Source organism: Streptomyces sp. MnatMP-M17 (assembly GCF_900091995.1).
GTDB lineage: Bacteria > Actinomycetota > Actinomycetes > Streptomycetales > Streptomycetaceae > Streptomyces.
Genome location: NZ_FMDK01000382.1, coordinates 1 through 12,161, shown reverse-complemented (window position 1 = coordinate 12,161; position 12,161 = coordinate 1). Strand labels below are relative to the sequence as shown.

General features: G+C 72.1%; 2 protein-coding genes. Both read right to left on the bottom strand.

Annotated elements, in window-relative coordinates; translation table 11 throughout:
* A partial coding sequence (locus tag GA0115259_RS17750) for a type I polyketide synthase (protein WP_141716610.1) occupies positions 1-4,701 on the bottom strand: 4,701 nt, incomplete at its 3' end.
* 85 nt (positions 4,702-4,786) lie between these two features.
* On the bottom strand, positions 4,787-12,151 hold the full coding sequence (locus GA0115259_RS17745) for a type I polyketide synthase (protein ID WP_093597775.1): 7,365 nt from the start codon (positions 12,149-12,151) through the stop codon (positions 4,787-4,789).
* Positions 12,152-12,161: the final 10 nt, after the last annotated feature.

The following is a 12,161-nucleotide window of genomic DNA, read 5'->3' as shown; positions in this document are numbered from 1 at the left end:
GAGATCGAGATCGCGGGTCAGCTCGTGCAGATGCCAGGCCGCGTCCACCTTGGGACGCAGCACACCGCTCAGCCGCTCGGGCGTGAGCGAGCCGATCACACCGTCGTCGACTACGCCTGCGGTATGGATGACGGCGGTCAGCGGATGCTCGGCCGGCACCGACGCCAACAGTCCGGCCAGTGCGGACCGGTCGGCGATATCACAGGCCGCCACGGTCACCTCGGCACCGTACGAGGTCAGTTCGGCGACCAGTTCCGCCGCGCCGGTTGCCTCGGCGCCACGTCGGCTCGCCAACAGCAGGTGCCGTACGTCCCGTTCGGTGACCAGATGCCGGGCGAGTACGCCGCCGAGTCCGCCCGTACCACCGGTGATCAGCACCGTACCGTCGGCGTTCCACGCGGCCGGCTCCTCGGGCACGGATGCCGACACGGATGCGGGCACAGGCACGGACACCGGCACAGGCACGGGCACGGGAATGCGCGCCAGCCGGGCGGCGAGCAGCCGGCCGTCGCGTACCGCGAGGTCCGGCTCGGCGGCGATGACCGGCACGGCCTCCGGGGGGAGTGAGACCGTGCCGGGGTCCAGATCCAGGAGGCCGAAGCGTCCCGGGTTCTCGGTGCGTGCCGTCCGTACGAGGCCATGGACCGAGGCGGCGGCGAGGTCGTCGCCGTTCAGCGCGCCGCGCGTCACGAAGACCAGACGGGCGTCGGCGAACCGGTCCTCGTCCAGCCAGTGCTGTACGTGTGCGAGGACCTGGGCGCCGAGGGAGTGTGTCGCCTCCACAACCGCGCCGGGCTCACCGGACACGGCCATCAGCACCACATCGGGCACCGATCCGTCGTGCGCCGCCGCGAGCGACACCAGATCGGTGTGAGTCGTCACGGTCGTACCACCGGCGCGCAGCGCACCGGCGACACCGACCGTGTCCGCGCCCACCACGGCGACCGCGCCGCCGGACCCGGCGGAGGCCGCGCCCTTGAGCGCGGTCCACTCCACACGGAACAAGGAGTCCCGGTGGACGGCGTTGGTGTCGTTCCGCCGCTCGGTGGGCACCGGGCGCGAGACCAGGGAGTCGACGGTGAGGACCGGGCCGCCCGCCATGTCGTACACGGCGATGGAGACCGTGTCCTCGCCCGCCGGAGCGATCCGGGCGCGGACCGCCGAGGCGCCGGAGGCGGTCAGCGACACGCCTTCCCAGGCGAAGGGCAGTCCGCCTCGGCCGATGGCGCCGAGGTCGGTGTAGGCCGCCGCGTGCTGGGCGGCGTCCAGCAGCGCCGGATGCAGACCGAAGGCACTCGCGTCGGAGCCGGAGCCCGTACCAGTGCCAGTGCCAGTGCCGCTACCAGCGCCGGTTCCGGAGCCGGAGGGCTCCGGCAGGGCGACCTCGGCGTACACCTCGTCACCGCGCCGCCAGGCGGCCCGCAGGCCCTGGAACACCGGGCCGTAGTCGAAACCGAGTCCGGCGAGCCGTTCGTAGCAGCCGTCGAGATCGACGGGCTCGGCGCCGACCGGTGGCCATACGGTGGCGTCGAAGCCGGAGCCGACGGCGCCCGTGGCTCCCACGCCGGGCGCGACGAAGCCCGTGGCGTGCTGCGACCACGGGAGTTCGTAGCCGTCCTCCGCACGTGAGTAGATGCCCAGCGGCCGGCGCCCGGCCTCGTCGGCGGCGCCGACACGCACCTGGAGTTGGGCGCCGCCATGCTCGGGCAGTGCCAGCGGCGCGGCGAGCGTCAGCTCCTCGACGCGGTCGCAGTCGACCTCGTCACCGGCCCGGATCGCCAGCTCGACAAAGGCGGTCCCGGGCAGCAGCGCCCGGCCGCGCACTCCGTGGTCGGCGAGCCAGGGATGCGAGCGCACCGACAGCCGGCTGGTGAACAAGACGCCTTCACCGTCGGCCAGTTCGACGGCCGCGCCGAGCAGCGGATGTCCGGCCGGGCCGAGTCCGGCGGCGCGGATGTCGCCGGCTGCGTCGCGGCTGCCGGAGGGCCAGTAGCGCTGGTTCTGGAACGGATAGGTCGGCAGGTCCACACGCCGGGCGCCGCAGCCGTCGTACAGCCCGGCCCACCGTACGGTGGCGCCTCGGACATGCACCTGAGCGAGCGCGGTGACCGCCGCCAGTTCCTCCGGGCGGTCCTTGCGCAGCAGCGGTACGATCACCGCGCCGTCCGTCAGCGACTCCTGGGCCATGGCGGAGAGCACACCGTCCGGGCCCAGCTCCAGCAGTGTGGTGACGCCTCGTGCGGTGAGTGTGCGGATGCCGTCGGCGAACCGTACGGCCTCGCTGACATGCCGTACCCAGTAGTCGGCGGAGCACAGCTCGGCCACCTCGGCGATCCGTCCGGTCAGATGGGAGACGACCGGGATCCGCGGCTCGTGGTAGGTCAGTCTCTCCGCCACGGCGCGGAAGTCGGCCAGCATCGGCCGCATCAGCGGTGAGTGGAAGGCGTGCGAGACGCGCAGCCGCTTGGTCCTCCGGCCCTGTGCCTCCAGCCGCGCGGCGATCTCCAGTACGGCGCTCTCGTCACCCGCGATCACCACGGACTGCGGTCCGTTGACGGCCGCGATCGACACCTGGTCGGTGAGCAGCGGCCGGATCTCGTCCTCGGTGGCCCGTACGGAGACCATCGCGCCGCCGCGCGGCAGGGCCTGCATCAGCGAGGCGCGCGCGGCCACCAGCCGGCAGGCGTCCGCCAGTGTGAGGACGCCCGCCGCGTGGACCGCCGCGATCTCACCGATGGAGTGGCCGCCTACGTAGTCGGGTGTGATGCCGAGCGAGGTGACGAGGCGGAACAGCGCCACCTCGATCGCGAAGAGCGCGGGCTGTGTCCATCTGGTCTCGTCGAGCCGCTCGGCGTCGGATCCCCAGACGATCTCGCGCAGCGGGCGGTCGAGGGCCGCGCCGAAGTGGGTGTCGAGTTCGGCGGCCACGGCGTCGAAGGCTTCAGCGAACACCGGGAAACGGGCGTGGAGTTCATGGCCCATGCCGAGCCGCTGGGAGCCCTGGCCGGAGAACAGTACGGCGAGCAGTCCCTCGTCGGCGACGCCTCTGGCGGCCTCGGTGACATCGGTGACATCGGTAACCTCGGCAGTGTGATCGCTTCCCGAAGCGAACAGCACCGCCCGATGCTCGAATGCCGAGCGTCCCGTGGCGAGCGAGTAACCCACGTCGACAGGCCGTACACCGGGATCGCGCTCGATGAATGACAGCAGCCGCGCCCGCTGCGCCTCCAGGGCGGCGGCGGTCCGGCCCGAGAGCGCCCAGGGAATGACCCCCGGCACCACAGAGCCCGTATCGTCGGCGGCGCTCTCCGGTTCGTCGTCGGCCGGAGCCTCCTCCAGGATCACATGCGCGTTGGTGCCGCTCACTCCGAAAGAGGAGACGGCGGCACGCCGGGCCCGGCCGGTCTCCGGCCAGGCCAGGGACTCGCGCAGCAGCTCCACGGAGCCTGCCGTCCAGTCCACATCGCCGGACGGCTCGGCCGCGTGCAGACTGCGCGGCATCAGCCCGTACCGCATCGCCATGATCATCTTGATCACACCGGCGGCGCCCGAGGCCGCCTGCGTATGCCCGATGTTCGACTTGACCGACCCGAGCCGCAGCGGGCGCCCGGGATCGCGGTCCTGACCGTAGGTGGCCAGCAGCGCCTGCGCCTCGATCGGGTCGCCGAGCGTCGTGCCCGTACCGTGCGCCTCGACGATGTCCACATCGCCGGGCGTCAGCCGCGCGTTCTCCAAGGCGGCCCGGATGACCCGCCGTTGTGAGGGACCGTGCGGCGCGGACAGTCCGTTGGACGCGCCGTCCTGATTGATCGCGCTGCCGCGCAGCACTGCCAGGACGGGATGACCGGCCCGCCGCGCGTCGGAGAGCCGCTCCAGTACGAGGACGGCGGCGCCCTCGCCCCAGCCGGTGCCGTCGGCATCGTCGGAGAACGACTTGCACCGGCCGTCCTCGGCCATGCCGCCCTGTGCGGTGAAGGAGACGAAAGGGCCCGGTGTGGCCATCACGGAAGCGCCGCCCGCCAGGGCCATGGTGCACTCGCCGTTGCGCAGGGCCTGCGCCGCCCAGTGCAGCGCCACCAGCGAGGAGGAACAGGCCGTGTCGACCGTGACGGCCGGTCCCTCGGCGCCCAGCGTGTAGGAGAGCCGGCCCGAGATGACACTGGCCGCGTGCCCGGTCATCGCGTACAGCTCGGTGTCCTCGTCGGACGCCTTGATGACCGTGCCGTAGTCCTGTCCCGCCGTACCGACGAACACGCCCGCCCGGCTGCCGCGCAGCGTGGCCGGATCGATCCCGGCCCGCTCCAGCGCCTCCCAGGCCACTTCGAGCAGCAGCCGCTGCTGCGGGTCCATGGCGACGGCCTCACGAGGTGAGATACCGAAGAACCCGGGATCGAAGTCGGCCATGTCGTAGAGGAATCCGCCCTCCTGGGCGAGGCTGCGGCCGGGACCGTCCCCGGCGAGGCGCTCCAGGTCCCAGCCCCGGTCGGCCGGGAAGCCGGCCATGACGTCGCGGCCCTCGGTGACCAGCTCCCACAGATCCTCGGGAGAGGTCACACCGCCCGGATAGCGGCAGCCGATCCCGACGACGGCGATGGGTTCCTCGGCAGCCGCCACCAGTCGCTGGTTCTGCTGACGGAGCCGCTCGATCTCCTTCAGGGACGACCGCAGCGCCTCGACGTACTTGTTGGGGGACGTGCTCATCGTTCTCTCCAGATCTCTTTCGGTTCGCGTCGCCGGGAGGGCACGGGACCTCGTCGTCGGCGGGGCACTAGATCTCTGCGGGGCACTAGATCTCGGTGGCGAGCCGCAGCAGGCTTTCTGCGTCCATGTCGTCGAGCGAGTCGTTCGCGCCGGCCACGGCCGGGCCGGAGGCCCCGGTGGCGTCGTCGGTGGCGGTGGCGAGCTGGAGCACCATGTCCAGCAGGCCCGCTTTACGAAGCCGGCTGATGGGCACGGAGGCGAGGGCGTGCCGGATCCGGGCGTCGGGATCGTCCGTACGGTCCTCGCCGTTCGTACGGTGCTCGCCCTCGGTGCCGTTCCGTTCGGGCACGGTTCCGAACAGCAGCGAGCCGAGGTGCTGCGCGAGAGCCGCCGGTGTCGGATGGTCGAAGACCAGGGCGGCGGGCAGAGGCAGGCCGAGGGCCGTCCGCAGCCGGTTGCGCAGCTCGACGGCGGTCACCGAGTCGAAGCCGACGTCACGGAAGGCCCTGGTCGCCGGAATGGCTCCGGCCGTGTCATGGCCGAGTGTCGACGCCGCGTCGGCCCGTACCGCGTCCAGCAGCGCGCGGCTGCGTTCCGCGGTCGGCAGGGCATCGAGCCGCTGCCTGAGCGGCGGAACGGCCGGGACACCGTCGCCGGTGGGTACGGCGGAGTCGGCGGCCAGCGCGCGGCCCACCTCCGGGATCCCGGAGAGCAGCGGGCTGGGCCTGCTCGCGGTGAAGCCGGGAGTGAACCGTTCCCAGTCCATCAGTGTGACGGTGAGCGCCGTGTCGTCGTCCTCCAGCATCCGCTGGAGCGCGGCGATCGCCAGCGCCGGTTCCATGGGCATCACGCCCTGGCGCCGCAGCCGTTCGTGGACCTCGTCGACGGTGGCCATGCCGACCTCGGCCCAGGTGCCCCAGGCGACGGACGAGGCGGTGAGTCCCTCGGCCCTGCGATGCTCGGCCAGGGCGTCGAGGAACGCGTTGGCCGCCGCGTAACCGGGCTGGCCGCCGCTGCCCCAGATGGCCGCGCCCGAGGAGAACAGCACGAAGGCGTCGAGTTCGAGGTCGTGGGTCAGTTCGTGGAGATGGAGGGCGGCGGTCAGTTTGGCGCGCATCAGCGCGTCGAGCCGTGCCAGTGTCAACGACTCCACCGGATCGTCGCCGTCCGCGACTCCCGCGGCGTGGAACACCGAGGTCAGCGGCGCGTCGCCCGGAATGGCCGCGAGGACGGCGGCAAGCGCGTCACGGTCGGCGGCGTCGCAGGCCGCGATGGTGACCCGGGCGCCCAGTCCTTCCAGTTCGGCACGGAGTTCGGGCGCGCCGGGCGCCTCCTCACCGCGTCGGCTGGTCAGCACCACATGTTCGGCGCCGCGTTCGACCAGCCAGCGGGCGATCCGCCCGCCGATACCGCCGGTGCCACCGGTGATCAGCGCCGTGCCCCGGCCTCGCCAGCGGCGCTCGGGCGTACCGGCCGTGGGTACGGCGTGCACCATACGGCGGCCGTAGACGCCGGACGGGCGGATGGCGATCTGATCCTCGCCACCCAGCGGACCGCCCAATCCGCCCGTACCGCCCAGTCCACCCGGACCGCCCGGACCGCCTCGGCCGTCCGGACCGTGCAGCCCGTCCGGACCGTACAGCCCGGCGAGTACGGCCGTCAGCCGGGCCTCGGCCCGTGCGTCGAGCGTCTCCGGGAGGTCGACCAGACCGCCCCAGCGGTCCGGATGCTCCAGTGCGACGACCCGGCCGAGGCCCCACAGGGCGCCCTGCACAGGGTTGCCGAGCCGGTCGTCACGTCCCACCGAGACGGCGCCTCGGGTGGCGCACCACAGCGGCGCGCGCAGTCCGGCGTCGCCGAGCGCCTGGACGAGAGTGAGCGTCAGCGCCAGTCCGCCGGGCACGGAGGCGAAGTCCGGGTGACGTTCCTCGACCGGGGCAAGCAGGGACAGTACGCCGGTGAACTCCGTTCCGTCGGCTGTCAGTTCGGCCAGCCGCTTGGCCCAGGCGGTACGGTCCGCGCCTGCGTCGGCCTCGAAGCGGACCGTATCGGGGCCCAGCGCGGCGAGCACGCCGGAGACCCAGGGATCGTCGGTCCGGCCCGCGGCGACCACCGCGAGCCAGCGGCCGACGGAAAGGCCTGCGGGACGTGTGGCAGGACGTACGGCGCCCGGATCGCTCAGCCTGGTCCAGTCGACGCGGTAGCGCCATTCGTTGACGGTGGAGCGCTCGCGCGAGGTGGCACGCCACGCGGAGAGTGTGGGCAGGACCGCGCCCAGCGAGGACAGCTCACCGTTGGCGGCGACGCCCAGTTCACCGGCGAGGGACTCCAGATCCTGGCTCTCGACAAGCTGCCAGAACGCGGCGTCCGCCTCGCCCCCGACGCTCCCGTCGGTCCCTGCGGCGGGCTTCTGCTCGGGCCAGTACCGCCGGCGCTGGAAGGCGTACGTGGGCAGCTCGACCGGTTCGAGAGCGCCTTCGGGAAACGCGGTGCGCCAGTCGACGGCTGTGCCGTGCACATGGGCCTCGGCGAGTGAGGTCAGGAAGCGCTTGACGCCTCCCTCGTCCCTGCGCAGCGATCCGAGGACCACAGCTCCGGCCGCCGGCTCCTGGGCCTCCTGCGTCCCATGGGTCTCCTGCGTCTCTTGCGTCTCCTGGATGGGCGCGGCCAGTACGGGATGCGGGCTGACCTCGATGAAGACACGGTGTCCGTCGGCCAGCAGCGCCCGCGTCGCCTCCTCCATCCGTACGGTCTGCCGGAGGTTGGTGTACCAGTAGTCGCCGTCGAACACGGCCTCCGCCACCCGGCCGCCCGTCACCGTCGAGTAGAACGGCACCCGAGGCGCCGCGGACCTGACCGGCGCGAGCACCCGCGCCAGTTCGTCGCGTACGGCCTCCACATGCGCGCCGTGCGAGGCGTAATCGACCGAGACCTTACGGGCGCGGACGTTCTGTTCCTCGCAGACGGCGAGCAGTTCGTCGAGCGCCGTCGCGTCGCCGGAGACGATCACCGAGGACGGGCCGTTGACAGCGGCGACGGAGAGCTGGGCGCCCCAGGGCTCCAGCAGAGCGGCGACCTTGCCGACGGGAGCGGCCACCGACATCATGCCGCCGAGACCGGACAGCCTGGGCAGGGCCTGGCTGCGCAGAGCGACGACGGCGGCGGCGTCCTCCAAGGTCAGGGCACCGGCCACATACGCGGCGGCGATCTCGCCCTGCGAGTGACCGACGACCGCCGCGGGCTCGACACCGTACGAGCGCCAGAGCGCGGACAGCGCCACCATCATCGAGAACAGCGCGGGCTGGACCACATCGACGCGTTCGAGCAGCGCCGGATCTCCCTCGCCGCCCAGCACATCGTGCAGCGACCAGTCGATGTACGGAGCGAGCGCGGCGGCGCAGGCGTCCACGGTCTCGCGGAACACCTCGGAGCCCGCGAGCAGTTCACGGCCCATGCCCCACCACTGCGAGCCCTGGCCCGGGAAGACGAAGACGGCGCCCGTCGAGCCTTCGCCGACGGAGCCGCGCACCGCACCGGGCGCGCTGCCGACCGTGACGACGGCATCCAGGGAGCGCAGAAGGTCGTCCCGGCTCGCGCCGAGGACCACGGCGCGGTGGTCGAAGACGGACCGGGTGGTCGTGAGCGACCAGCCCACGCGCGTCGGCGAGAGCGCGGGATCGGCCTCGACGCGGGCGAGCAGCCGTGCCGCCTGCTCGCGCAGCGCCGCCTCGGACTTGGCGGAGATCGGCCAGGGCACGACGGCGGACTCCTGCGTGGCGGCCTGTCCGGCCTCGTCCGTGGACTCCACCGGCACCGCCGCCTCGGCCGCCTCGGCCTCAGGTGCCTGTTCCAGGATCAGATGCGCGTTGGTGCCGCTGATCCCGAAGGACGACACACCGGCGCGCCGGGGACGGCCCGCGTCCGGCCACTCGGTCCGCTCGCGCAGCAGCTCCACCGCGCCCGCCGACCAGTCCACATGGGACGACGGAGTGTCCGAGTGGAGCGTCCTGGGCAGGACGCCCTCGCGCATGGCCATCACCATCTTGATCACACCGGCGACACCCGCGGCGGCCTGTGTGTGCCCGATGTTCGACTTGAGCGAGCCCAGCCACAGCGGACGCTCCGGATCACGGTCCTGACCGTATGTGGCGAGCAGCGCCTGCGCCTCGATCGGATCGCCCAGCTTCGTCCCCGTACCGTGCGCCTCCACCGCGTCCACCTCGGACGGCGACAGACCGGCGTTGGCGAGGGCCTGGCGGATCACCCGTTGCTGGGAGGGGCCGTTGGGCGCGGTGAGGCCGTTGGACGCGCCGTCCTGGTTGATCGCCGAGCCGCGTACGACGGCGAGGACACGGTGTCCGTTGCGTCGGGCGTCCGAGAGCCGCTCCAGCAGGACGACACCGACGCCCTCGGCCAGTGTCATCCCGTCGGCGGCCCCGGAGAACGGCTTGCAGCGGCCGTCGAGAGCGAGAGCGCGCTGTCGGCTGAAGCCCACGAAGGCGTGCGGTGTGGCCATCACGGCCGCGCCGCCGGCCAGCGCGAGCGAGCTCTCACCGCTGCGCAGGGACTGGCAGGCGAGATGCATCGCGACGAGCGAGGACGAGCACGCGGTGTCGACGGTGACGGCAGGTCCCTCGAAGCCGAAGAGATACGAGACCCGGCCGGACAGCACACTGGCCGCCGTACCGGTGACCATATGCACCTCGGAGCCCTCGGTCCCGTTCCGTACGCTCGACGAGTAGTCCTGGTCGCTGGCGCCGAAGAAGGTACCCGCCGCGCTGCCGCGGAGCGAGTCCAGTTCGATCCCGGCGCGCTCGAAGGCCTCCCACGAGGTCTCCAGCAGCAGCCGCTGCTGCGGATCCATGGAGACCGCCTCACGCGGCGAGATGCCGAAGAATCCCGGGTCGAACTCCGCGGCCTCGTGCAGGAATCCGCCCTGGAGGGAGTAGGTCCTGCCCTGCCGGTCGGGATCCGGATCGTAGAGTGCCGCCGCGTCCCAGCCACGGTCGGCGGGAAACCCGGAGATCACATCGGCGCCGTCGAGGGCGAGCCGCATCAGCTCCTCGGGCGAGCCCGCTCCGCCCGGGTAGCGGCAGCTCATACCGATGATGGCGATCGGATCGTCGTCGGTGCCGGTGCCGGCAGCAGCCGCAGCAGAGGAGCCGGCAGCCGTCGCCGTACGGTCGTCGCCGCCCAGTGCCGCCGACTTCACAAAGCCTGCCAGCGCAAGGGCGTTGGGATAGTCGAAGACCATGGTCGACGGCAGCCGCAGACCGGTGGCGGCCACGATGCGGTTTCGCAGGTCCACAGCCGTGACGGAGTCGAAGCCGATGTCGCGGAAGGCGCGCCGCTCGGGGAACGCCTCGGCCGAGGCATGACCGAGGACGGCCGCCGCTTCCGTACGGACCAGAGTGAGCAGCAGGCGTTCCTGCTCGGAGGCGGTCAGCTCGCGCAGCCGCGCGGTGAGATCACTCAACTCCGGCCGGATGCTCGCCTGTTGGTCGTCCACGGTGAGCAGGCATCCGACCTCCGGCACCTCGTCGAAGAGGTGCGTGGGACGGCCTGCGGTGAAGACGGGATAGTACGTGTCCCAGTCGATGTCCGTGAGGCCGATGACGGTCTCGTCGTCCTCCAGGACCGTACGCAGTCCGCTCAGCGCGAGCTTCGGGTCCAGATAGCGCAGACCGCTGCGGCGGATGTGGTGCGGGTCGGCCAGTTCGCGCTCGATGTCGTCGGGCCACTTGCCCCAGTGCACCGAGGTGGTACGCAGCCCGCGTGCCCGGCGCTCGACGGCGAGCGCGGCGAGATACGCGTTGCCCGCCACATAGGCCGCGTGATGACCGCTGCCCCACATCCCGGCGGTGGACGAGTAGAGGACGAAGTCGTCCAGTTCGTCATTGTCGAGCAGCTCGTCCAGATGGCGGGCCCCGGCGACCTTGGCGTGCACGACGTCGGAGAACGACTCCATCGTGGTCTCGTCCAGGGTGTACAGCTCGATGACGGCGGCGGTGTGGATGACGGTGCGTACCGTACGCCCCTCGGCCTTGAGCCCTGCCAGAAGCGAGGCCACCGCCTCCCGGTCCGTCATGTCGCAGGCGACCGCGACGGCCTCGGTGCCCGACTCGGCGAGTTCGGCGACGAGTTCGGCCGCGCCCGGAGCGGCCATGCCCCGACGGCTGGCGAGCACCACATGTCCGGCGCCTCGGTCCGCCAGCCAGCGCGCGAGATCGGGTGCGAGTGTTCCGGAACCGCCGGTGATCAGTGTGGTGCCACGTGGTGTCCAGCTACGGGACGGGCCCGGCCCACCGGAGCCGGCGCGGACGATACGGCGGGCGAACACACCGGAGGCACGGATGGCGAGCTGGTCCTCCTCACGGGCAGCGCCGGCCAGGACCGATACCAGCCGCCCGGCGGCCCGCTGGTCCAGAGCGCCGGGCAGATCGATGACACCGCCCCAGCGCCGGGGATGCTCCAGGGCCGTCGTCCAGCCCACGCCCGCCACCTGCGCCTGGACGGGCGAGACGAGCGCGTCGGAGCGCCCGGTGGAGACAGCGCCACGGGTCAGGAACCACAGCGGCGCGTTCACTGAGGCATCGCCCAGCGCCTGGACGAGGGAGACCGTCAGAGCCAGTCCGAGCGCCAGACCGGGATAGCGCTCGCCCGGCTCCTCCGCTTCGGCGAGCACCGACACGATGCCGCTGATCCCGTCGAGACCGGCCAGCCGTCCGGCGAGGACCGTACGGTCCACACACGACTCGTCCAGTACGAGCCGTCGTACCTCGGCGCCATGGCCGCTCAGGGCGCCGATGATCCCGCTGTCGTCGACGCCCTCGGTGGAGACCACCAGCCAGGAGCCCGACAGCGGCGACGCCGGTACCGTCGGCACAGCGCCCAGCGGTGACCAGGAGACCCGGTAGCGCCAGGAGTCGACGGCCGAGCGGTCCCGGCGCGATCTGCGCCAGGACGAGAGCGCGGGCAGCACCGCCGCCACCGAACCCTCGTCCGTGCCCAGAGCGGACGTCAGCGCGGAGAGATCCTCCTGCTCGACCGCCGCCCAGAACTCCGCGTCCAGCGGATCGGGCGCTACGGCCTCGTCGGGAGCGGCGGGAATGTTCCAGAAGCGGTCGCGCTGGAAGGCGTACGTGGGCAGATCCACCCGTCGGGCACCGGTGTCCGCGAACACCCGGGCCCAGTCGACCTCCACACCTCGTACGAAGATCTCGGCGGCGGAGAGCAGGAACCGCGACAGACCGCCGCGATCGCGCCTCAAGGTGCCTGTGACGACGGCGGGCTCACCGTACTCCTCGGTCATGTCCTGCATGGCCATGGCCAGTACGGGATGCGAGCTGACCTCCACGAACGCGCGATGCTCGGTCGCGAGCAGTTCGGCGACGGCGTCCGCGAAGAGCACGCGCTGCCGCAGATTGCGGAACCAGTACTCCGCCCCCATCTCACCAGTG

What these genes read in the sequence shown, in the direction of transcription:
- GA0115259_RS17745 (WP_093597775.1), bottom strand. Translation starts at nt 12,151, where the DNA reads ATGGGGGCGGAGTACTGGTTCCGCAATCTGCGGCAGCGCGTGCTCTTC.